17 protein-coding genes and 1 riboswitch are annotated in these 23,464 nt (G+C 57.9%); of the genes, 7 read left to right on the top strand and 10 right to left on the bottom strand.

Annotated features, from left to right (window positions below; all coding sequences use genetic code 11):
- Window positions 1–7: 7 nt before the first annotated feature.
- The gene (locus RBB76_RS02555) at window positions 8–745 is read left to right on the top strand and encodes an SDR family oxidoreductase (protein ID WP_429632947.1); all 738 of its coding nucleotides are present in this window, start codon (window positions 8–10) and stop codon (window positions 743–745) included.
- A 7-nt stretch (window positions 746–752) separates the two neighbouring features.
- Here the strand turns inward: RBB76_RS02555 and RBB76_RS02550 are convergent, their stop codons facing one another.
- Entirely contained in the window at window positions 753–1,172 is a 420-nt protein-coding gene (locus tag RBB76_RS02550; RefSeq protein ID WP_429632949.1) for a cobalamin B12-binding domain-containing protein, read from the bottom strand.
- A 405-nt stretch (window positions 1,173–1,577) separates the two neighbouring features.
- Between RBB76_RS02550 and RBB76_RS02545 the strand changes: the two genes are divergently transcribed.
- A complete protein-coding gene (locus tag RBB76_RS02545; RefSeq protein WP_429632951.1) occupies window positions 1,578–2,783 on the top strand; it encodes an acyltransferase family protein in 1,206 nt (401 codons plus the stop codon).
- A gap of 43 nt (window positions 2,784–2,826) precedes the next feature.
- Window positions 2,827–4,188: a serine hydrolase gene (locus RBB76_RS02540; protein WP_429632952.1), complete on the top strand. Its 1,362-nt coding sequence runs from the start codon at window positions 2,827–2,829 to the stop codon at window positions 4,186–4,188.
- Window positions 4,189–4,200: 12 nt separating this feature from the next.
- Here RBB76_RS02540 and RBB76_RS02535 read toward each other — a convergent pair whose 3' ends face one another.
- From RBB76_RS02535 to RBB76_RS02505, 7 genes are all read right to left on the bottom strand, one after another.
- Window positions 4,201–5,757 carry a hypothetical protein gene (locus RBB76_RS02535; protein WP_429632954.1) on the bottom strand — a complete coding sequence of 519 codons (1,557 nt, stop codon included), beginning with the start codon at window positions 5,755–5,757 and terminating at the stop codon, window positions 4,201–4,203.
- 75 nt (window positions 5,758–5,832) lie between these two features.
- On the bottom strand, window positions 5,833–8,328 hold the full coding sequence (locus RBB76_RS02530; RefSeq protein WP_429632956.1) for a zinc-dependent metalloprotease: 2,496 nt from the start codon (window positions 8,326–8,328) through the stop codon (window positions 5,833–5,835).
- 232 nt (window positions 8,329–8,560) lie between these two features.
- Window positions 8,561–9,346 (bottom strand): glycosyltransferase family 2 protein, encoded by a 786-nt coding sequence (locus RBB76_RS02525; protein ID WP_429632958.1) that lies wholly within the window; start codon window positions 9,344–9,346, stop codon window positions 8,561–8,563.
- A 330-nt stretch (window positions 9,347–9,676) separates the two neighbouring features.
- The gene (gene cyaY / locus RBB76_RS02520) at window positions 9,677–10,015 is read right to left on the bottom strand and encodes an iron donor protein CyaY (RefSeq protein WP_353063222.1); all 339 of its coding nucleotides are present in this window, start codon (window positions 10,013–10,015) and stop codon (window positions 9,677–9,679) included.
- Window positions 10,016–10,024: 9 nt separating this feature from the next.
- Entirely contained in the window at window positions 10,025–10,447 is a 423-nt protein-coding gene (gene crcB / locus RBB76_RS02515; RefSeq protein WP_429632961.1) for a fluoride efflux transporter CrcB, read from the bottom strand.
- Between the two features lie 34 nt (window positions 10,448–10,481).
- Window positions 10,482–10,547: riboswitch (Fluoride riboswitch) on the bottom strand.
- 94 nt (window positions 10,548–10,641) lie between these two features.
- Window positions 10,642–12,501, bottom strand: a complete 1,860-nt coding sequence (locus RBB76_RS02510; protein ID WP_429632962.1) for a TIGR03118 family protein — start codon at window positions 12,499–12,501, stop codon at window positions 10,642–10,644.
- Window positions 12,502–13,145: 644 nt separating this feature from the next.
- Window positions 13,146–13,610 (bottom strand): single-stranded DNA-binding protein, encoded by a 465-nt coding sequence (locus tag RBB76_RS02505; protein WP_429632964.1) that lies wholly within the window; start codon window positions 13,608–13,610, stop codon window positions 13,146–13,148.
- A 568-nt stretch (window positions 13,611–14,178) separates the two neighbouring features.
- On the opposite strand from RBB76_RS02505, the gene RBB76_RS02500 reads away from it, so the two are divergent.
- Both RBB76_RS02500 and RBB76_RS02495 read left to right on the top strand, forming a co-directional pair.
- Complete coding sequence (locus RBB76_RS02500) at window positions 14,179–15,171, top strand: hypothetical protein (protein ID WP_429632965.1); 993 nt, start codon at window positions 14,179–14,181, stop codon at window positions 15,169–15,171.
- Between the two features lie 7 nt (window positions 15,172–15,178).
- The gene (locus RBB76_RS02495; protein WP_429632967.1) at window positions 15,179–18,307 is read left to right on the top strand and encodes a sensor histidine kinase; all 3,129 of its coding nucleotides are present in this window, start codon (window positions 15,179–15,181) and stop codon (window positions 18,305–18,307) included.
- A 24-nt stretch (window positions 18,308–18,331) separates the two neighbouring features.
- Here the strand turns inward: RBB76_RS02495 and RBB76_RS02490 are convergent, their stop codons facing one another.
- Window positions 18,332–19,645, bottom strand: a complete 1,314-nt coding sequence (locus RBB76_RS02490; RefSeq protein ID WP_429632969.1) for an NCS2 family permease — start codon at window positions 19,643–19,645, stop codon at window positions 18,332–18,334.
- A 70-nt stretch (window positions 19,646–19,715) separates the two neighbouring features.
- Here RBB76_RS02490 and RBB76_RS02485 point away from each other — a divergent pair, with 70 nt between their 5' ends.
- Both RBB76_RS02485 and RBB76_RS02480 read left to right on the top strand, forming a co-directional pair.
- Window positions 19,716–20,228, top strand: coding sequence for a cupin domain-containing protein (locus RBB76_RS02485; protein WP_429632971.1), 513 nt, complete (start codon window positions 19,716–19,718; stop codon window positions 20,226–20,228).
- Between the two features lie 115 nt (window positions 20,229–20,343).
- On the top strand, window positions 20,344–21,399 hold the full coding sequence (locus RBB76_RS02480; RefSeq protein WP_429632973.1) for a HoxN/HupN/NixA family nickel/cobalt transporter: 1,056 nt from the start codon (window positions 20,344–20,346) through the stop codon (window positions 21,397–21,399).
- A 127-nt stretch (window positions 21,400–21,526) separates the two neighbouring features.
- On the opposite strand, the gene RBB76_RS02475 is transcribed toward RBB76_RS02480, so the two are convergent.
- Complete coding sequence (locus RBB76_RS02475) at window positions 21,527–23,380, bottom strand: coagulation factor 5/8 type domain-containing protein (protein WP_429632975.1); 1,854 nt, start codon at window positions 23,378–23,380, stop codon at window positions 21,527–21,529.
- Window positions 23,381–23,464: the final 84 nt, after the last annotated feature.

Genomic DNA, 23,464 nt, shown 5'->3' with positions numbered 1-23,464 from the left:
AGGTTGGATGAGTACTGATAAGAAGGTTGCGCTGATTACGGGCGGTAATAAAGGGATAGGCCTCGAGACAGCCCGACAGCTCGGAAAGCTTGGAATCACGGTGTTGATTGGCGTTCGCGATGAGGCTAAGGGCGAAACTGCTGTTGCCGAGCTGAAGAAGGATGGCGTCGAGGCGCGAGCCGTGAAGTTGGATGTGGATAATCCGGCGGACTATGCGGCTGTGGCAAAGCTGATTGAGAAGGATTACGGCGTGCTCGATATTCTGGTCAATAATGCTGGAATCTTTCTGGATGGGCGGAAGGCAAATGAGACGTCGACGACCTCAAAGGATGTTTTGCAGAAGACGTTCAATACGAACTTTTTTGCGGTGGTGGGGCTGACGCAGGCTCTGCTTCCTCTGTTGAAGAAGAGCCTGGGGGGGCGGATTGTGAACCTGTCGAGCATTCTGGGTTCGAATACTCTTCACGCTACGCCGGGGTCTTTCATCTACGATGCGAAGACGTTTGCGTATGACGCTTCGAAGGCGGCTCTCAACTCCTTCACAATTCATCTTGCGCATGAGTTGAAGGATACGAAGATCAAGGTGAACTCGGCCCATCCGGGGTGGGTGAAGACGGATATGGGCGGAGAGGGCGCGCAGTTGGATATCGTGACCGGTGCGAAGACCTCGGTGGAGCTGGCGACGTTGCAGGATAGCGGGCCGAATGGTGCCTTTCTTCACCTTGGTAAGCCGCTGCCCTGGTAAGGATGCGTTAGCTGATGAGAAGGCCGCGAGGTTTGACGTTCTCGCGGATGAAGGTGATGGTGGTTTCAAGCGGCGTTCCCGGTCCGAAGATGGCCGAGACGCCGTTTTCTTTTAATTTTGGCTGATCTTCGTCGGGGATGGTGCCCCCCAGGACGAGGAGGATGTCTTCGGCCCTCTGTTCGCGGAGGAGGGCGGCGATGCGGGGGACGATGACGTTGTGGGCTCCGGAGAGGATGGAGAGGCCGATGCAGTCGACGTCCTCCTGGATGGCGGCGGAGACGATCATCTCGGGGGTTTGACGGAGGCCGGTGTAGATGACCTCCATTCCTGCGTCGCGGAGGGCTCGGGCGATGATTTTGGCGCCGCGGTCGTGGCCGTCGAGGCCGGGCTTTGCGACCAGGACGCGGATTGGAGGCTTGTTAGTCATCGAGGAGCGAGTATATCTGGCGCGTGCGTTGATCGGGTACCCCCCTCCCCCTTTGGGGTATCTTGCAGAAAAGTACTTTGGTTTGTGCTAGTTGCGGCGGGTTTGTGTCTGTAAAATATTCATTCCAAATAGGTTACGCCTAAAATACTTGGAATCAACGATTTACCTGCACTCAGCTTATAAGGAAGGAAGAATACACTCGGCTCCTACCTTCAATTATAGAGAGTTGGGCAGGGTAAATACGCCACGCGAATCTCCTGTGTTGACGCGGGTTTTCGCGAGGATGGGGCTTGACAAGACATTTGGAGCTTTACCCTTGGGGTAGCTGGCGCTCAGGTGGAACAAGCGTTGTTGTCTACGCGTAGCTTCGGACTACAGAGATCAGTTGTGAGATGAGGTGGATCTATGGGCTTTCCGGCGGTTCTGGGTACCGGTCAGGGAGGCATTCGAGAGGCGGCGCCTCAGCGTGATCTTTCCATCGATTATCTGCGGACTACGTTGACGCTGATGGTGCTGGCGCATCATAGCTGCCTTGCTTATACGAGCTGGGCACACTTCGATCCGCAACAGGCTTTTTGGGCTTCGACAGCTCCTGTAGTCGATGTAACGCGGTGGGCGTTTTTCGACTATGCGGAGAACTTCAACGATGTGTTTTTTATGTCGTTGATGTTTTTTGTCTCGGGTCTGTTTGTCTATCCCGCTCTTCGCAGGCATGGCACGGTGGGCTTTATTCGCGACCGGTTGCGGCGGCTGGGTCTGCCGTTTCTTTTCGCGCTGGTGGTCCTGATGCCGATTGCCTGCTATGCGTCGTGGCAGCTGTCGGCTAACAATCATGGGTTTCTGGATTTCTACAGGATGCTGGCGAAGAGGGGATTTTATGCGGGGCCACCGTGGTTTATCTGGGTTCTGCTTTGGTTCGATGTTGTAGCAGCGTTGGCGGTGATTCCATTGCAGCGGTGGATGCCGCGAGCCGAACGCTTCGTGTTGCGGTTGAAGGGCAAACCCTACGCGAGCTTTGTGGGTTGCTTTTTCTTGTCGGCGATTGTGTTTCTGCCTTTGCTGGCACGTTTCGGACCCTCGGCCTGGTGGGGATTTCCTTTGGAGGTCCAACTTTCGCGGGTTGGGCTGTATGCGCTGTGGTTTGGATTGGGGTTTCTGATTGGCGCGCCTGGTTTTTCTGAAGGGCTTTTAGCGCGTGACGGCGGATTGGCGCGGAGTTGGCCACTGTGGATCGCAAGATGTGCGTTGGCGTATAACGCGCTCGTGCTAGTTCCGCAGCTGACGGTGGTGCACCGGCTTTCAGCCTTAGGACAGGGAGGTGTGTGGGCGTTGTTGTGGGTGCTGAGCTGCGTGGCGAGTTGCTTTGGTTTTCTGGCTTTGTTTCGCGGGGTTGAGATGAAGCCGCGGTGGTGGATGAACTCGATGAGCCGGTGCGCCTACGGGATGTACCTGGTGCACTATGTGTTTGTGTTGTGGTTGCAGCGGCTGGTTTTGAATCGGCCTGTCGCGGCTGGCTTCAAGTTTCTGTTTGTGTTTTTGGGTACGGTTTTGTTGAGTTGGGTGACGGTGCAGGCGGCGCTGCGGATGCCGAAGGTGAATACGATCCTTTGACTCGATTTATGTATTCTGGTCTGGCTCTCTGGGAGGGAGTCCAATGGTGCGTTTGATTGTGGCGGCGGGGATGGTGGTGGGTTGTGGTTTTTTGCTGGCGCAGGGTGGTGATTTGGTGGTGAAGAAGAACCGAATGGACGTGGTGGCAAAGTCTTATACGCCCGAGAATGCGTTTATGGGGACGGTGTTGGTGGTGGATGGCGATACGGTCCTGCTGGATAAGGGGTATGGGATGGCGAGCCTGGAGTGGAGCATTCCGAATGCGCCTGATGTGAAGTTTCGGCTGGGTTCGCTGACGAAGCAGTTTACTGCGACGCTGGTGCTGCTGCTGCAGCAGGACGGCAAGTTGAAGATTGAAGATCCGGTGAGCAAGTACCTGCCTGACTCGCCGAAGACGTGGGAGAAGATTACGCTGGCGAATCTGCTGGGGCACACGTCGGGTATTCCGAACTTTACAGACCTGAAGGAGTTTGGGGTGTGGCGGATGAGTCCGCATACGTTGACGGAGGAGCTGGCGTTCTTTCGCGATAAGCCATTGGACTTCGAGCCGGGTAGCAAGTTTGCCTACAGCAACTCGAACTACGAGGTGCTTGGAGCGGTGATCGAGAAGGTGAGCGGCAAGAGCTATGGCGAGTTGCTGCAGGAGAGGATCTTTGAGCCGTTAGGGATGCGGGATTCGGGGCTGGATGCGGATGAGCTGGTTTTGGCGAAGCGGGCCGAGGGGTATCGGCCGGGGAAGAAGGGGTTGGAGGTAGCGCGGTCGGAGTCGATGACGGTGCCCTGGGCGGCTGGGTCGATTTATTCGACGACGGGAGATCTGTTGAAGTGGGAGCGTGGACTGTTCGGTGGGAAGGTGCTGTCGGAGGCCTCGTTGAAGGCGATGACGACGGCGGGGAAGGGTGGCTATGGGTTAGGGGTGTTTGTGTCGGAGCACGGTGGGCGGAAGGTGGTGCAACATGGGGGCGGGATCGAGGGATTCAATACGCACCTTGCTTATGTGCCGGAGAAGCGTATTGCGGTGGTGGTGTTGAGTAATGTGAACGGCGCGGCTCCTGGGGCAATGGGGGCGCAGTTGCTGGATGTCGCTTTGGGCATTCCGGTGGAGCTGGCGAGTGAGCGAAAGGAGGTGGCGATCTCGAAGGAGGAGCTGGCAAAGTTTGTGGGGCTCTACGAGTTGACGCCGAGCTTTTCGCTGACGATGGCGATGGCGGGAGATAGGCTGACGGTTCAGGGGACGGGACAGGATGCGCTGCCGGTGATCTATCTAGGGGTGAAGGATGGGCATCCCAGATTTTTTCAGACGCAGGTGAATGCCGAGCTTGAGTTTGTGCCTGATGCGAGTGGGGCGATGACGGGCGTGGTGCTGCATCAGGGCGGGCATGATTCGCCTGGGAAGCGGCGGTGAGAGGACGCTTCTCTACTTGTGTCCATTGGGTGCTTCGAACAGGACCAGGTTGTCGCGATAGTCGAGGTGCATGACGAGTTGTTGGAGGGTGGGATAGCCGAGGATGCCGTGAACTCCGTCGAATCGAGCGAGGTCAACCGGGTCCATCGCTGTGGCAGGGAGTCGAAGGCCCGCAAAGTCAATGACGGATGTGCTTCCCTTGGTGTGTTTCATCTGGCCGGCGAAGCTGGTGTCGATGACGGTGGCGGACGCGCCGGTGTCGACGGTGAAGAGTGTGGGCTTCTTGCCGTCGATGACGGTGGGCATGATGATCTCAGGCCCTTCGCGATAGATGCTGGTCCAGGTCTGCATGGTTGGCGCTTTGAAGCGGTCGAAGCTGCTGAGGTCGTTTGCAGGATCGCCACCGAGAGCGTCGAGCGGCGCGGGTGGAGGTGATGGATGTTGCGGCAGGGGTTCAAGCCGGACTTCGTGCTTGCCGTAATCGAGGGTGACGAGATAGCGAGAGAAGATGTCGGGGCCGATGAGTCCGTCACCTTGATCGACACGCTGCCCGGCGTCGGCTTCGCCGCTCGTGATGCTGGTGTTGTCTACGGCAGTGACGTTGCAGTTTTTGAACTCGACGTTTCCGATACGAACTGACGCGGCGGTGAACAGGTCGACGACGGCGGATTCCTGAGTGCCCGGGTCATACATGTGGGAGGAACTTACTTTTTGCAGACCCATGCCGGTGTATGAGTTGTGGGTGAGGAGGAGGCCGCTGGCTCGAGTGTCGATCTGGAGGATGCGCTTGTGTCCGTTGAAGGCGACTTCAAGACCGTAGTGGTCGATACCGACGGTACCGTAGACGGGCGCCATAGGGATTCGGACGGGGCTGGTGGCGGAGGAGAGCTCGCAAGGATTTTTGAGGGCGGAGGTTTCCTGGTTGAGTCTGGTAGTGAGATTGGTGCGGCGCTTGTCATCGAGGGTTTTGGAGTCTTGAATGAATTTGCCGAGTTCGGCCACAGACTGTGCTTGGCTGAGGGAGTTGATCCATGCGAGGCGGATGTCGTCGTTGTTGGGGCTTAGCTGATGAGCAATGTTGAGATGCTTCTGCGCGGTGGCGTGATAGCCGCTGAGTGATTCGTATTCGGCGAGCCCCTCGAAGGCACTGGGGAGACAGGGGTCGGCCTTGAGCGCCTTGAGCATGAGTGCGTAGGACTCGATCCAGTCTCCTTCCGCGTGGCGTAGCTCGCCGGCGGTGACGATGGCGACAGCGTTGGTTGGCTCGGCGAGAGTCCAGGCGTCGGTCTTTTTTCGGGCTCCGTCAAGGTTGCCGAGGCCGATGAGACTGGCGATTTCGAGCTGGCGGCTGCGGCTGCTTTTGGGGTCGGCTTTGTATGCGGCTGCGGCTAGGTCGGCTGCTTTTTTATAGTCCTGGCGGTAGAACGCTAGCTCGGCGTCGGTAGGGGGCGTCTTGTCGATCTTGCAGGTGGCGTTGCTGGCTGGGGGAGATGTTTGTGCGGGACTCTTCGAAGTGAGGAGCGAGGAGAAGAGGAGAGCACACAGGAGGGCGGGAGCTGAGACTTTCATGCTCAGATGAATATATTCAAGAAAAAAGATTTGATCCATCTCTGTGGGTTCAGGATGGGTCGCGTCGCACGGGTGCTAGAAGTCGTCGGCGTTGCCGATGGGCATGCCGGGTGGAGCTTCGATGGGCTTGGCGGGGACGAATTTTTCGGGGTCGCGGTTGAAGGCGTTGATGCGGTCGATGAGGGCGGCGCGGTGGATGGCTTCGGCGGTGTCGGTGAGGGGGGCGGCGGTGGTCCACTGCTTGAGGAGATCGTTGATGTGAGAGCGGGCGATGGCGCGGGCCTGGGTGGAGGCCTGCGGGTTGACGGCGAGGGAGAGCATGGCTTCGAGGGCGCGGAACTCGACGGCGCGTTCTACTTCGGAGGACAGGGTGTGACCGGCTTCGGGGCGCTCGGCGGTGGTGTTGGAGATGGCTTCGAGTACGTCGCGGAGGGCGGGGGCGTCGGCGAGGCGCATGTGGTACTGCACGAGGCGGGAGGCGCGGGCGGGGTCGAGGAGGACGTTGAGGGTGAGGTCGGCGGCGGACTCTGCGGTGGCGATGGGGTCGAAGGTGAGGCCGGTTTCGGAGGGGAAGGATTCGCGGGTGTGGGGGAGGTCTGGTGGGCGGGGTGGGAGGATTTTCAAGAGAGGCTCGGGGAGGGTGAGGGTTTCTGGGGCGAGGGTTTTGAGGACGGCGGTGAGGGCTTTTTTCTGTTCGGCGGCGGGGACGATCTCGGGGTTGGGCTGGGTGTCGCCGCGGAGGTTGTAGCGGTAGTCGAGGCCGCCGATCTCTTTGATGGTGGCTTCGGTTTGATAGCGGTGGAGGAGATAGAGCGGGACAAGGGTGTCTTCAAGCTGTGCCATGGGCGTGCCGGAAGGGATCGCGTTTGCGCCGAAGCGCGCGAGGGCTGCGGTGCGGATTGTGAGGATGCGGTCGAGTTCGGTGGCGGGGTCGGTGCCGTTGTCCCAGAGATGGGCGTGGGGGTGGGCGCCGCCGAGGGGGCGGGCGTCTTCGTCGGTGATGTAGAGGAGGCCGGTTTTTTCGCTGGCTTCGAGGATTGCGTTGAGGGCGGCGGGGTCTTCTATTGGTTTGCCTGCGGCGTCGAATTCGCGGTAGCCGTAGTTGATGGCGACTTTGTCCCAGATGCCGATGTTGACGCCGTAGCTTTCGGCGAGGGTGGGGATGCCTTCTTTGTTGAGGGTGATGTAGGGGTGGGGGTAGTCCATGACGGAGACGGACTCTTCGGGGGTGTGGGGGAAGGAGCTGGCGGCGAAGTTGTGCGCGAGGCCGAGGGTGTGGCCGGTTTCATGCGCGGCCAGCTGGCGGGTGCGGGCGAGGGCCATGGCTAGCATGGGGTCGTTTGCTGGTGGGAGGGACTTGCCGTTTTCGTAGGGGCTTAGGAGGGATTCGGCGATGAGGTAGTCCTGACGGCTGCGGAGGGAGCCGAGGGTGACGTTGCCTTTGATGATTTCTCCGGTGCGCGGGTCTTCGATCGCGGAGCCGTAGCTCCAGCCTCGGGTGTAGCGGTGGACCCACTGGATGATGTTGTAGCGGATGTCCATGGGGTCGGCGTCGGCGGGGAGGATGTCGACGCGGAAGGTGCCTTTGGCCCAGCCTGCGGCCTGGAAGGCCTGATCCCACCAGCGCGCGCCTTCGAGGAGGGCGGTGCGGATGGGCTCGGCGGCACCGCGGTCAACGTAGTACTGGATGGGGGTGACGGCTTCGCAGCTTTGTTTGCAGGAGGGATCTTTTTTGATGAGGCGGTGACGGGTGATGAACTGCTGATCTAAGTTCGCGCCTAACGGCGCTGCGTAGTCGCGGTAGCTGGTGGGGAAGTAGCCGGCGCGTGGGTCGAAGCGGCGCGGGGTGAAGCCGGGGCCGGGGAGTTCGATGAAGGACTGGTGCTCGCGAAGGGTGAGGGCGTGAGGCTCTGGAGTTACGTTGGTGACGAACTCGGCTTTTGAGGGGTCGTCGGTGGTGAAGGTGAGGATGGATTCTACTTCGGTGTTTTTAGGAAAGGCTTTGGTGGCGTCGAGGGCGATGGTGGAGCGCGAGGGCTCGAGTTTGTAGGCACCTTGCTTGGTGGTGGTGAGGGTTTCGGCTACGCCGTGGGCGTCGCGGAGGTAGAACTCGGTTGCGTCGATGAGGACGGCGCCGTTGGGGTCTTCGGCTTCGACCGTGAAGCCGTAGAGGATGGACTCGGGGAAGGACTGGCGGACGGCTAGCTGCTCGAGTGGGTCGGTGGATGTGGAGCGGAAGGATTGGTTGGGTTCGACGAGGAGGACTTTGGGGCCGGTGCGTTCGAAGTGGAGGATTTCGCCTGAGGAGATTTGGCCGCGGTCGAGGCCGAGATCGTTGGAGCCAGTGCCGTAGGGGAGGGAGTGGGTGTAGAGGAGGTCGGGGCTGTGGCCGTTGGAGTCTAGGTGGGGGATCTCGAGGTAGAGCTTGCCGGTCTTGGCGTCCCAGTCGAGTGGGAGGTAACCGTCGAGGTGCTTCATGCCTGCGGTTTTGGTCGCGATGGTTTGTGCGGAGAGTGTGGCGGTGAGGATCGCGGAGAGTGCGTAGAGGGCCAGGGTCGGGCGGGTGGGCATGATTTTGTTTTACACCAGGGAGGAGAAGGCGATGGCAATGTCAGGACAAGGACAACCGCAGATCCCCCTTCGGGGATGACAACAAGAAAGGCAATGCAACTGCAAATGCGAAATGCGGGGGTTTCTCCACTGCGCTGCTCACTGTGAGGCTGTGAGCAGCTTCGGTCGAAATGACGAATATTTTGGTTGGACGAATGGTTGGACGAAGAAGAGAAAAACTGCAAGATGATGGCTAGCGGTTGCGGACCGTTTGCCAGGCTTTGGCGTATTGCCAACTGGTGTAGGTGGAGTGGTAGAGGTGGAGCAGGAGGCCTTCGCGGCCGTCGAGGAAGCCGAAGCGGAGGAGATAGTTTTGGAAGAAGGTGAGGGTGGGGCGGACTAAGACGTTGTGAAGGAGAGCGAGGCGGGAGCTGCTGGTGTGGCCTTTGTCGATGATGGTTTGCGCGCCGAGGGTGCTGTAGCGGTTGAGGCTTTCGATGTAACTCTCGATGGTGGGGTAGGCGTGGTGGACGATGTCGTGCTTGAGGGTTTCGGTGACGCCGTCGAGGGCGATGGTCTCGTGGACGGGGCGGTCGGTGAAGCGGGCGGGAGGAGCGAAGTTGGCGGAGTGGCGGCGAAAGAGGCGGAGATGCGGATCGGGGTAGAAGCCGCCGTGGCGAATCCAGCGGCCGAGGAAGAGGTTGCGGCGGCGGAGGAGGTAGGCATCGGCGGTTGGGCTGCTCGAGAGCACCGCGCTGATTTCGGTTTGGAGTTCGGGGGTGAGAGCTTCGTCGGCATCGAGGGAGAGGATCCAGGTGCCGGTGCATCGTTCGATGGCGAAGTTTTTTTGACGAGCGAAGCCTTGCCAGGGCTCGAGGAAGAGTTTGGCTTTGAAGGAGGCAGCGATTTCGAGGGTTCGGTCGGTGGAGCCGGAGTCGACGACGATGATCTCGTCGGCGAATTGGACGCTGGCGAGGGTGCGGGCCAGATTGGCCTCTTCGTTGAGCGTGATGATGGCTACGGACAGCTTCGGCGTCATGATGGCTATCTCATCCTCCCAGCTATGGGAGCGGAGTCGTAGGAGATTGTGTGTTGTCTACCCCGGAGCAGAAGGGCTGGAGTGGTTGCGCTATTCTAACTTGCTTTGCTCGAAACCACGCTGGATTTGTTTGGGCAGGTGTTAGGGCTTATCGAAATATTATGGCTGCGGCTGCGTGCTGGAAACCTTATAACAGGTCTGCGGTGCGAGCCAAATGCAGGTCCTTCGACTGCGTCTCTCGCGATGAGACTGCCAGAGACTTCGCTCAGGATGACACGCTTTTTGAAATCAATTCGTTCAGAACAGCGATCAAGCTGTCAGTGGCTCGGCTTAGGGGAGGGTGATGGTGGGGTCGTTGAGGTGCTCGCGGAGGAGGCGCTGGGTGAGGGTTTTGAGGTCTTCGCCGGTCTTGGTGAGTGTGAAGGCGTTGGTGGCTTCGGCCCACTCGAGTTTGTAGCTGGTGGATTGCGCGGAGATCCAGACCTGACGGATGGGAGTGTTGGGGGTGATGACGAACTTGCTGGAGCCGTTCTCGAAGATGATGTTCATGACGCCGTTGTTGTCTTCGAATTCGAAGCCTGCGTCGTCGTCCTCGGCGGAGATGAGGGATTGCTTGAGGGACTCGAGGGCTTTGTCGGATACGCGGCGGAAGGTGGCTTCGTCGATCATGTGCTTAGTTTACCCGGTGTATTCCTCTTGAGCTGTTTCGGCGATGGCCTGCGCTGGGGTGGAACGATGGGCGAGGATGTGGCCGGCGGCGACTGCGGCAACACATAAGACGACAGAGAAAACAACGTTTGCCAACGCTCTGGCCCAGGCGCCGGAGCGCATGAGGTCGAAGGTCTGCAGGCTGAAGGAGGAAAAGGTGGTGAAGCCTCCGCAGATGCCGACCATGACGAAGAGACGGAGGTTGTCGGAGGCAGGGAAGCGGCCGTTTTGTAGAGTGAGGGTGCCGAAGTATCCGATGACGAAGGAGCCGAGCACGTTGATAAAGATTGTGCCGAAGGGAAAGCCGATGCTGTAGGTGAGTGTGAGGCGCGTGATGGTGTAACGCAGAAGTCCGCCTAACGCGCTGCCGATTGTGACCCAGAGATATGACATCGTCTGCCTCGTTGTTCCTCAGATTAAGAAGATCGAATTGGCAGAGGTCATCAGCCGGATCATTACGGCGGTTTTGGGAGACCTCATTCCCATCCACTTATCGTACCAGTATTGCTGCGGTGGTTTTATATGCTTCGATACGAAAAAGCGGCCGCCCCATGTTGCGGGCGGCCGTGAGGAAGGACGTCTATTGACTACTGCACGGTGAGTGCAATGGTCGTGTTCTGGGTGAGGCTCCCAGAGGTGGCCGTGATGGTCACCATCTGTAAGCCAGCCGGGGTGCCGGGGGTTGCCGGTGTGGTTGGCGTGGTGGGAGCTGGGGTAGAGGCGACTGGTGCCGGGTTTGAAGAGCCGGAGCAGCCTACTACTACGCCGGTGGAGATGACGAGAAGAGCGAAGAGACTCAGCAACTGCAAGGGGGTTGACTTGCCGATGGCGCGTCTGCGGGTGAAGACAAGGAGAGAACCGAAGGGCAAAAGGAATGCAACAGTGATGACGGCTGGACCTTTTGTCCAGGGAGTGTGCTTTTGGAGGTGTGCCATGCCGGCCGCAGTCTGGATGGTTACGGTGCTGGTGGCTGCGGCTGTGGGTGTGATCGAGAGTGTGCTGGGAGAGAAGGTGCAGGTGACACCGACCGGGCCGCTGCAGGACAAGGCTACGTTGCCGCTGAAGCTGTTGGTGGGTGCGACGCTGATGGTTGCTGTGGTGGAGTTGCCTGCAGTGACTGTGGCAGCGGAGGTTGATGCGCTGAAGCCGAAGGCTGCGGGGGAGGTTGAGGCTGTGGTGTTGGCGATGCCGGCGAAGAGGCCGTGGGCTTCGTTGGTGAGGCCAGCGGCGATGTAGAGGGTGTTGGGATCGCCTGCGCCTGCGGGGGTTGCGTTGCTTTGGCCGAAGACAATCTCCCAGAGAGATGCGAAGGCGAGAGGCTTGCCGGTGGCGTCGGTGAGCTGGCCGAGGAAGGTGAAGGTGGTGGGGTTGTAGACGTTGATGAGGCCGTCGCCGAAGTTGCCGACGAGGAGGTCGCCGCCGAAGATGCCGAAGCCGGTGGGGGCGATGGCTACTCCCCAGGGCGCGTTGAGGTTGCCGCCGGTGATGGCGCGTGAGACGAAGTTGCCGTTGAGATCGAATACGTCGACGATGCCGTTACCGGCGCCTACGGTTTGGACGTAGCTGGTGGCTGCGGCGCGAGGTCCGGAGGCAGAGATGGCGTAGGGTCCGACGATGGGCGACGGGGTGGGCGTAGGTGTTGGTGAGGGGGTTGGTGTTGGGGTTGGAGTAGGAGTAGGTGAGGCGGATGAGGTGGTGTTGGTGGCGCGAAGGGCGTAGGTGACGAAGACCTGGTTGCCGATGACGTGGACCGCGAAGGGTGCGTAGTTGGCGGGAAGGTTGGTGTCGGTGAAGGAGCCAGCTAGTTTTGCGGGCTTGAAGTTGGTGTCGTAGACCTCGATGTCGGTGCCGGCGCCGAAGTTTGCGGCAAGGAGGAAGGTGCCGGTGGAGTTGGTGAGCTGCGCGATGTCGGTGTAGTCAGCGTTGGCGGAGCTGTTGTTGAGGGCGATTTGAGCGATGCTGTTGGTGGTGCCGAGAGCTGCGTTCCAACCGCTGACGGTGCCGTCGAGCGTGGAGAAGAGGAAGGTTGCCGCGGAACCATTGGGCAGCTTGAAGTTCGTTGTGGAGGAGTTGAAGATGGTGCCGGTGGGAGTGCCTGTGCCAGTTCCTGCGGCGGTAGGAATAGTTACCTTGAAGGGGATGGTTCCTGTGGCTGTGGCGACGTAGTCGAGGCCGGTCGCCTGGGTATTGATCCAGAAGGCAGGACCGACGGAGACGCCCCAGGGATTGATGAACTGAGGATCTGTAACGGCGGCGGTTACCGATCCGTCGGAGAGGATGTTGGTTGCCTGGTAGGAGCCGGCAGTCTGAGCAAGGGCCGCAACCGTGAGAGAAGAGGCTGCGAGAAGAAGAGCGAGAAGATTTTTTGCGCTGGATTGAACGCGAAGACCGCGACGCGAGGTGAGTCTATTTGCTGCAGGGGCCGAAGAACAAGAATTGTTTGGCATGATCTCTCTTTTTTTCCTCTGCGAGTGACGCAGATTGGCTTGCCGGATGAAAGGCACAGGTCCGGTCATGTTGAAGAGTAGAGAGAGCAGAGAAGGGATTTGTCAGGAGGGAGTCAGACGCGAGTCATTTGATTGCACTATCTGAAGTCGTTGCACGAGCGTTGTCCTGCTCGAGGTCTCGCTCTAGCAAGAGCCCCTCAGAGTGGGCAAGCACCGAGATACTGCAGTTAGTAAGACTGGGAAGTATGTGACGTTAGTGAGTCATACTTCTGCAAGCGTGCTCTCAAGACCTGATTTTTAATCAGTAGCTCATTGATGAGTTGGCAAAGGCTGTACCACTTCGCATGGGAGAGCATGTCCCCTGTCGACGTATCGTCCTGAAGAATCGAGTATCCGCTGTCCATAGTCCCCTCCTTGCACTGAAAAGTACAGGGAGGCACCGGACTCGTCTACGCCCGATCGAGGCGGATTAAAGACCCCTTTTGAGGGGTGTCTGAGCAAAGGAAGTTGCGAGAGTTCGTTGGGGGTAGAAAGGATAATCCGAGTTTTCGAATTTATCGTGTGGAGGAGGGAACGCTGATTCACCTCCTCCACATTTTGTTTCCTCTCTCGGGGACTTAAGCGACACGGCGGATGAGAGATTTCTAGAAGGGGATGTCGTCGTCAGTGATGCCTACGTCCGCGTAGTCGGGCTGACTGGATGGGGTGCGCTGGTCGTAGCTGGCGGTGTTGGATTTGGAGTAGCCGCCGCTGGATGCGCCTTCGCCAGCCGGCTTTCCGCCGAGGAGGGTGAGTTCGTTGACGAGGATTTCGGTCTTGTACTTCTTTTCGCCGCTGGTCTTGTCGTCCCAGGAGCGGGTCTGGATCTTGCCTTCGACGAGGATCTGCGAGCCCTTTTTGACGTAGTCGCGGACGACCTCGGCGGTGCGCTGGAAGCAGACGATATTGTGCCACTCGGTCTTGTCTGTCCAGTTGCCCTGGGCATCTTTCTGCCGGTCGGCGGTGGCTAGAGAGAAGCTGGCGACGGTCATGCCGCCGGTGGTGGAACGGATCTCGGGGTCTTTGCCGACGTTGCCGAGGAGGAAGACTTTGTTGACGCCCTTTGCCATGTGAAGAACTCCGGTGGTGTTGCTTTACGAAAGTGATGTCGCTGCCCAAGTGGGCTGGTTGGACTGCCTCAGGTTCGAGCCCCTGGAACGTTTGTCCGCGGGGACTTCGGTGCTTAAACTACGCTGCTACAGATCTATGTTGCAAGGATTAGGTTGCAAAGATCCAGCCGCATCTTTGTTGGCGGAAGACCATATCTTACACCATGAAGAGCATGGCTTTTCGATGGCTCGGATTCGTTGCTGCAGGTGGAGTTCGCGCACTGGGAGAGACAGAAGTCTGGAGTTTTTCTTTTGCAGGAAGTGGACTTAACGACGGTCGCACTTGTTGAAGGGAGGTGGGCTGGATGGGCTATGATGACTATCTCAACGTAGAGGACTGCGATAGTTCCCGGGGGTTTCTGTGGTGCGAGATCACGCGACTGCTGCAACGAACGGCTTCCGGCTTCGGCATCGACTGGGGCGTGGATTGCGGTTGATATGGAAAGCTGCCTGGTTGGGTTCGATCGGATTTGCGGTTTGTTTTACCTTATCTCTATTTTTGCTTGTCGGCTGTCACTCGAGGCAGGCGGTGACCGTTCCGGTCGTTGAATTTACGAAGATTCCTCCGGCCGCGCAGGGCGGTCGTGAGCGAGTGGATACGATTTCGGGGCGTGTCACGGGCGCCAAGCCGGGCCAGCGAGTTGTGATCTATGCGATGAGTGGGCCGTGGTGGGTTCAGCCGTGGCCTGACCAGCCGTTCCTTTCCATACAGCCGGACTCGAGTTGGAGTACGACCAGCCACCTCGGATTTAAATACGCCGCTTTGCTGGTTGATCCGGGGTATCAACCGCCGGCGACCATGGATGTGGCACCGGTACCAGGCGGTGCCGTTGCCGCGGTGAAGATTGTCGATGGTGTTGGCAAGCCTCAGATCGCACCTACGGTGCCGATTAAATTCAGTGGATATGATTGGGGTGTTCGTACGATTTCAGGGGATCGCGGGGGACTGAACTCTCCTTATGACGGCGATAATGGATGGACCGATGCGAAGGGGGCGCTCCATCTTCGCATCAAGAAAAAAGGAACTAAATGGTCCTGCACAGAGGTGGAGATGGATCGTAGCCTGGGTTATGGGACCTACATTTTTACGGTGGCTGACACGTCGCATCTGGAGCCGGCGGCGGTTCTGAGTCTGAACACCTTTGACGATTTTGGAGGGGAGCAAAACTACCGCGAGGTGGATGTTGAGCTGAGCAAATGGGGCGATGCAGACAGTAAATACAATGCTCAGTTCGGGATTCAGCCTTTTTATGTTCCTGGAAACGTGGCTCGGTTTACGACGCCGGCGGGCACGATGACTTATTCGTTTCACTGGGAGCCTGGGCGCGCGGAGTTTGTGGCGGTTCGAGGGAACTCCCAGCACGCGGGCGCGCCTGTTGTGTCGCAACACGTCTTCACGTCGGGAGTACCTTCCTCCGGTCACGAGAAGATGCAGTTTCTGTTTTACGTGGTCGCCAGCGATAAGTCTCCTCTACAGAAAGATAGCGAAATCGTCTTAGATAAGTTTGAGTATCTTCCGTGATGGGGCTATGAGGGTAGATCGGCTCGTTCGAAATTTGCTCGCCGTGTTTGTCGCGATCTGCTTTGCTCAAGAGCTGCATGCGGTCGACCCGAATCGGACTATTTCCCAGTACAGGCGGGAGAGTTGGGGTCTTGAAAGAGGTTTTGTGGGCGGGGCTGTGAGCTCGATTGCCCAGACCGCTGATGGGTATCTATGGATCGGGACGGCGAAAGGCTTGATTCGTTTCGATGGAATGGGCTTTCGTATCTATCAGCAGAGTCCAATGTCAATTCCGATTGGTCCGGTGCAGAGTCTGGTTGCGGACTCTCAATCGAATTTGTGGATTCTTCTAGAGAACACGAAGATTCTGCGATATCACGACGGAAAGTTTGATCCGGGTCGCAATGAAGCAGAGGTCGGAATTACCTCACTCGGACGAGCCAGAGATGGCTCTGCGCTTTTCTCCTCGCTGACACTCGGTCCGCTGAGCTATGGTGCGGGAAGCTTTAAGGTTCTCACGACTCCGGAGGCGAGTTCGGACCCTGCCTCGCCATCGGTGACCAATGATGAACTTTCCAGCCGCCTGAGCTGGGCCACCGGTGTGGCTACACATCGCTTAGCCAAACCGAGTACAGCGGTGGTCGCTGTGGCAGAGACGACTGATGGGCTCGTCTGGCTGGGCACAAGTGATAGAGGTCTCTTCTACCTGAAGGGGGGACGGGTTTACCACGTTCCAGAGGGAGTGGACGACGGGAGGATTAACTGTCTTCTTCCGATGGAGAATGGCGAACTGTGGGTTGGCACGGACAAAGGTGTTTTTCGTTGGGCGGGATCGAAGCTCACTCGGGAAGGACTGCCCTCTGAGATCCGGAACACACAGGTACTTTCGGCGATTCGTGACCGGGACGGAAACGTCTGGCTGGGGACCGGTCATGGCCTGCTCCGGTTCAATTCGCATGGTGTTTCTTACGACGGTGTGGCGACGGTTCAGTCGGGACTCGCAGTGAACTCTCTTTTTGAAGATCGAGAGGGAGATATCTGGATTGGAACGACGCAAGGCATTGAACGACTGCGAGACAGCCCCTTTGTGAGCTATGCGATCGCGAAGAGTTCGCCGCAGGGCAGTGGTGGACCTTTGTATGTCGATGGGGAGGGACGCACCTGGTTCGCTCCTCTCGATGGCGGGTTGCACTGGCTGAAGGATGGACGTATCGAAAGCGTGAGTGCTGCTGGACTGGATAAGGATGTGGTCTACTCCATCACGGGAAGCGGCGATGAGGTGTGGGTCGGGCGACAAAGAGGCGGGCTCACGCAGTTGCGCATTCGCAGTGGTGGCCTGGAGGCCAAAACCTACACTCAAGCGGAGGGACTGCCCCAGGACAGTGTGTACGCAGTTCATCGGAATCGGGACGGATCGGTCTGGGCTGGAACACTGAGCGGCGGCGTAAGTGAGTTGAGGGGTGGTAAATTCACTTCATATACGACAGCGAATGGGCTGCCGTCGAATAATGTGACCTCGATGGCGGAAGGTTCTGACGAGACCATGTGGTTTGCAACGCCGGTCGGTCTGACTTCCTTGTCCGGTGGGCGATGGCGAAACTATACCGAGACCGAAGGGTTGCCGTCACGCGATATAAATTGTCTGTTTGAAGACTCAAGCCACGTGCTGTGGATCGGAACGACGGCTGGGCTTGCGTATCTCGCCTCAAATGCCGTGCATGTTCCACGTGACGCGCCGCAATCGCTACAGGAGCAGGTCTTCGGCATTGCTGAGGATAGAATTGGCTGGCTTTGGGTTGCAACGTCCAATCATGTCCTGCGAGTGAAGCGCGACAGCGTGCTGAGCGGCAAGATCCAGGAGGAGGATGTACGAGAGTATGGGCTAGCCGATGGGTTGGATGGTGTCGAGGGCATCAAGAGGCAGCCTTCCGTTATTGCGGATTCATCTGGGCGCATCTGGTTTTCCATGAATCACGGAATATCGGTTGTAGATCCGACTCGAGCTGCTAAGGGCGGAGCGCTGGTTCTTGCGAAGATCGATGCCGTCTCTGTAGATGGTGTTCCGATCGACGTAGCCGAGTCTATTCGTATTCCGTCTGTTCGTCAGCGAGTTACATTCAACTTTTCCGGTGTGAGTCTTTCCATGCCTGAGCGGGTGCTTTATCGATATCACCTTGATGGTTTCGATCGAGGCTGGAGTGCACCGGTTGCGGCGCGGGAAGCAGTTTATACAAATCTCGATCCTGGGTCTTATACGTTCCGCGTGATTGCAAGTAATAGCGAAGGAGTTTGGAATCGGGACGGACCCAGCTTGAACCTGACAATCGTTCCCGCGTTCTACCAGACGAACTGGTTTCTTTTGCTATGCGCGGCGGTGGTGGCGACTGTTGCGTGGGCTGTTTATCAGTGGCACGTCGGACAGGTTACGGCGCGCATGGATATTCAGTTTATCGAGCGTCTCTCGGAACGAACGCGGATCGCTCGGGAGCTACACGACACGCTGTTGCAGAGCTTCCAAGGATTGATTCTTCATTTTCAGACGGCCCGGGATATGCTTCCCAAAGATCCTTCGGGGGCTGGGAAGAGTCTTGACATCGCTTTGGAGAGCGCGGATCAGGCGATGGTTGAAGGACGCAACGCGATCTATGACATACGAGGGTCTACGCTGGTCGATGACGATCTTGCTCATACGATCACCTCTCTTGGGGATGAACTTGGGGCAGCCCGGGTAGGAGGGGTTGCGCCGAAGTTTTCGGTTGTTGAGGAAGGCACAGCGAAGCCGCTTGATCCGATCTTTCGAGATGATGTTTATCACATTGTTCGAGAGGCGCTGCGAAATTCCTTCAAGCATAGTGAAGCGCAGAATATCGAAGCGGAGATTACGTATGGGAAGAGGCTGCTTCGTGTGCGAATTCGGGATGATGGTAAGGGCATTGATCGAAAGGTTCTTGAGGAAGGAGAGCGTGCCGGGCATTGGGGACTGCCTGGGATGCGGGAGCGCGCCAAACGGATTAGCGGACAACTGGCGGTGTGGAGCGAGCCCGGAGTGGGAACCGAGGTGGAGTTGAATCTTCCTGGGTCGCTTGTTTACGAATCGGCCTCTTCTCAACTTCTGCTTCGATTCTTCCGCAGGAACGGAACCAGAGATAAGGGCTAATGATGGATTGGCGCGGCTGCGAGGCTATTTGCGAATAAGAAAGATGAAGCGAAGAAGGAAGAGGGCAGCGAGGAGATAGAGCATCCAATCGCGGCGGCGAGCGCGGCCTGTGAGGAGTTGAAGGAGAGCATAACTGGTGAGGCCGAAGCTGAGGCCGTCAGCGATGGACCAGGTGAGGGGGATCGTTGCGACGGTGAGGAAGGCGGGGATGCCAATCTGCGGGTCGTCCCAATCGATTTCGCCGAGGCCGGTGAGCATGAGGCCACCGACGAGGATGAGAGCGGGTGCGGTGGCGAAGGTGGGGATTGCTCCGATGAAGGGCGCGATGAAGAGAGAGAGGAAGAAGAGGATTCCGGTGACGATGGCGGTGACGCCTGTGCGGCCTCCTGCAGCGACTCCGGCGGAGGATTCGACGTAGCTTGTGACGGTGCTGGTGCCTGCGAGAGATCCGAGGATGGTGGAGGAGGCGTCGGCGAAAAAGATGCGGTTGAGACGTGGGATCGTGTGGTCGGGCGCGATGAGGCCGGCGCGCTGGGTGACTGCGACGAGCGTGCCGATGTTGTCGAAGAGGTCGACGAAGAGAAAGACGAAGATGATCTCGAAGGCACCGACGTGGAGCGCGCCGAGGATGTCGAGGTGGAAGGCTGTTGCGCGGATTGCAGTGAGATCGTAAGTGGCGGGTTGCCAATGGACCTGGTGGCAGAGTACGCCTACGAACATGGTGGTGAGGACGCCGATGAGCATGGAGGCTCTGACGCGAAGGACCTGCAGGAGAGCGATGAGTAAGAGGCCGAAGATGGCGAGTGCAGTTTGCGGCGCGCGGACGTTGCCGAGAGTGAGGGTGGTGGCGGCGCTGGGAACGATGATGCCTGCGTTACGGAAGCCGATGAAGGCGATGAAGAGGCCGATGCCTCCGCCGACTGCGGCGTGGAGTTGATGAGGGATGGCCGCGACGAGGCGCTGACGAATGCCGGTGAAGGTGAGGGCGAGAAAGATGACTCCAGAGAGAAAGACGGCGCCGAGTGCCGTTTGCCAAGGAACGCCCATTCCGAGGACGACGGTGTAGGTGAAGTAGGCGTTGAGGCCCATGCCCGGCGCGAGGGCGAGGGGGTAGTTGGCGAGCGCTCCCATGAGAATGCTGCCGAAGGCCGCGCAGAGACAGGTGGCGGTGGTGATGGCGGCGAGGGGCATCCCGGTTTTGCTGAGGAGTGAAGGGTTCACGAAGATGATGTAGGCCATCGTGATGAAGGTCGTGAGGCCTGCGAGGATTTCTGTGCGCCAATTCGTAGCGTGGGCGGAGAAGCCGAAGTAGTGCTCCAGGCGGGTGCGGATGGGCATCAGGTCAGGCTCCTGTGAGGCGAGAAACTAGAATGGGTGGAGTAATTCAGAATAGCTTGAGAGGGCGTCGATGACGGCAGAGGATGTCAAAAAAATACTCGGGTTGCAGCCGCATCCGCGAGAGGGCGGTTGGTATGTAAGGACGTATGAGGCCGCCGAGAAGTTGGGGAGTGAGGCTTTTGAGGATAAGAGATATGAAGGGGAACGGCGGACTGGAACTGCGATTTATTACCTGTTGGAGCCAGATACGTTCAGTGAAATGCACCGTCTGAAGTCGGATGAGGTGTTTCATTTTTATGCGGGGGACGCGGTGGAGATGCTGCAATTGACCGAGACGGGGATGGGCGCGATGGTGGTGATTGGGAATGATCTCTTGCGTGGGGAACGGCCGCAGGTGATCGTTGAGAGAGGTGTGTGGCAGGGGTCGCGTCTGGTGGAGGGAGGACGCTGGGCACTGTTGGGATGTACGGTTAGTCCGGGGTTTGAGTTTGAGGACTATGAGGCTGGTGTGCGAGAGGACCTATGTGAGGCATGGCCTGAGTTTGTGACGGAGATTACGGTTTTGACGAAGGAGAATTCGTAAAACGTTGGAAGCTGAGTATTGAAGGATACTGTGACCGCCGAACTATCAACGTCGCTCGCTAGAATGTTGTACTGTGATTCAGAACTGGATACGTACAGGTTACGTTAAAGACTAGATGAAACATCTGTTTAGCAGTGCGCTTGACCATGTCGCGGCCAATACGAGGCGCAGGGTTGTGGCTATTTATGTGGTTTTGCTGATGATGAATGTGTCCGCCTGGGTGTGGGCACTTATTGCATTTCGACATTATCCGGTTTTACTTGGTACCGCATTTCTGGCTTATAGTTTTGGTCTTCGGCATGCGGTAGATGCCGATCACATCGCAGCTATCGATAATGTGACGCGAAAATTGATGCAGGAAGGGAAGCGTCCGGTTGCAGTGGGATTCATGTTCTCGCTTGGGCACTCGACGATCGTGGTGTTAGGGTCTATTGCTCTTTCTGCTACAGCACTGTCGCTGCAACATCGGCTGAATGCGGCGAAACATATCGGCGGGATGGTGGGAACCTTAGTCTCGACGCTGTTTCTTTTCGGAATTGCCATTGTCAACATGACGGTTTTGCGATCGGTGTATCTTGCGTTCCGGCGAGTTCGGCGCGGGGAGCGTTACGTTGAGGAAGACTTCGACCTGTTGTTGGGAAGTCGAGGATTTCTCTCTCGTCTGTTTCGTCCGATGTTCGCGTTGATCCGTCAAAGTTGGCATATGTATCCGCTTGGGATTCTGTTTGGGCTGGGATTTGATACAGCAACGGAGATTGGGGTGCTGGGTCTTTCGGCGTCAGAGGCTGCGCGGGGATTGTCGCTTTGGTCGGTACTGGTTTTTCCAGCGCTGTTCGCGGCGGGAATGTCTTTGGTCGATACCACGGACAATGTTTTGATGCTCGGTGCGTATGGGTGGGCCTTTGTGAAACCGATTCGCAAGATTTACTACAACATGACAATTACTCTGATATCGGTGGTTGTCGCGGTGATGGTCGGTGGGATTGAAGCGCTTGGACTCATCGCAGATCAGTTCCATTTTCATGGAACGTTTTGGGATTTGATTGGGACTCTCAACGAGAACTTTGGGACATTGGGCTACGCCATCATTGGACTCTTTGCCTTGAGCTGGATCGCCTCGATCTGGTTTTATAAGTGGCGCCGCTTTGACGAATTGGAAGTGAGAATGTGATCGAAGAATGGTTGGTGGCCGGAGTTGTGATTCGTCTTCCGATTCTCGAGAATGGGGTAAGGCAAAACTAAGAGGGCAGCTTGAAGTTCGCTGCCCTCTTAGTTTTTTGTTGGTTGAAGATGCAGGTTTATGGGTAGAGCACAACGGGATTCAATGAACCGTCGTTAGCGATGCTTGCTGTTGTACCTTGCCCGTTGATGACGTGGGTGATCTGACCGCTGCCATTGAGGAAGACCGTGCCAACGTCGTTGATTTGGATTCCCTTGGTGGTGGGAACGGTCATCGCGTTGTCTTCGATGATGTTGATCCCCTGGTTGAAGAAGGAGTAGATACCCAAGCCATAGGCCTGATGGCCGGACGCGGAGTTAGACACTACGTAGGATGGATAGCCGTTCGCTTTTCCGTCGGTCCAGGCGCCCTGACTGGGGGGATCGTAGGGCAGCTCGCTCTGATAGAAGATGGTCTCGCCGCCGTTGCCGTTCCACAGCACCTGCTCCTTCTGGTAGTGCTCGACGAAGAGACCGAGCGCGGTGACATTGTCGCCGTTGACGACGAGGCCGTGGTCCGCGGTATTTACGATCCATCCGACTCCGGCGCCATGGTCGGCGCGCCACGCCCAGATGTCGTCGAGCAGGACGTCGTTGCTGTTGATTTCAATGCTGGTGGTGGCGCTTCCTGCAGTGGCACCGCCGATGCGGAAGAAGACGTCGCTAAGGGAGGACGGATTTGAGGAGTGATCGCAGAAGAGGTTAATCCCGAAGCGATCAGCTAAGCTTCTTAGCCTCGAGTTGCCGAGCTGAACCAGCGTCGAGGAATTGACCGGGCCTGCATCGACGATGAGGCCGGTGATCTGCACTCCATCTACATCCGTGACTGTGAGCGCGGGCTTGCCGGTTTGCGGGACGAGCGTCGCGAAGCCGAGGCCCATCACGATGGTGTTGGGGTAGAGAACGCGTATAGAGTCTTTGAGTTGGTAGACGCCTGGGGTGAGGATGAGGCTCTTGCCCAGGAGCAATGCGAGGTTGATCGCTTCCACATTGGTTGTGGGTTTCGCGATGAAGAAGTCGCTGATTGATTTGGAACGACCGGGAGTATTGCCACTGGACCAGCTGACGCCCGAGGAGTTTTTCTGCAGTGCGGGGACAAATACGCTGTAGTTGCCGTTGGCGTCGCTATAGAGGAATGGCCTCTCGCGACTGACCGGCGTGGTGGGGAGGGTGGTGTAGGTTGGATTCGGATAGCTCTGTGCAGGCGCTCCGGTGACGCCGCTGAAGACCTGATTCCAGACTCCGTTAGACCATCCGCCGACGCTGCTGTTGCGCACGTAAAACTGCTGCTGCGACCCGTTGATGACGAAACCGGTTTGGGAATCGGCGATGAAACCTCCGCTTGCGTACTGCGGACCGGCGCTGCAATAGTCCTGGAGCGAGAGGTTGGCGCCAGTGATGTTTACTCGCCGCATAGGTGCTGCTTGCGAGACAGCCCAGAAGTCGGCTGAAGACTGACAACCGGATAGGCCCATGACGTTGATCGTCAGATTCGACAGCGAGCGCCAGAAGTTATCGAGCGCGATGCAGTTGTCGGCGGCGAAGCACTGGTTGTAGACATCGACGTGCCCATTGATGGTGACATCGGCTGGCGACGCGCCCAGGCCGGCCACTTCCGTGTAATAGCCTACCTGGAAGTCGAGTGGGGTGGCCGCACTGCCGTAGGTACCAGGTTTGAAGAGCAGAGCGTAACGCTGTGTTCCGAACTGGTTGCTTAGTTGCTGGTTGGCGATGGAATCGACGGTTGCCTGGATTTGGCTAGTCGACATGCTGGGATCGAAGATGTAAACGTTAGGGCCAAGTTGCGAGGCAAGATCGGCAGGGCTCTGAGCGATGGCTGAAGCGCTCAGAGCGGCTATAGCTAAGAGAAGTGTTCCGACGAGGCGCGCGAAGGCTGGTCTCGCAGAGAGAGATTTGCTGGTTTTATTTTTCACGTTTTGCAACTCCGGTACGCGTGGGGTGGATTGCGCCGGAAACGATAAGCTGCGTTCTATTGGCTTGTCAAACAGGGAATGCTT

It is taken from the genome of Tunturiibacter psychrotolerans (assembly GCF_051013365.1).
Lineage (GTDB): Bacteria > Acidobacteriota > Terriglobia > Terriglobales > Acidobacteriaceae > Edaphobacter > Edaphobacter psychrotolerans_A.
This window is presented reverse-complemented; position numbering and strand designations above follow the sequence as displayed.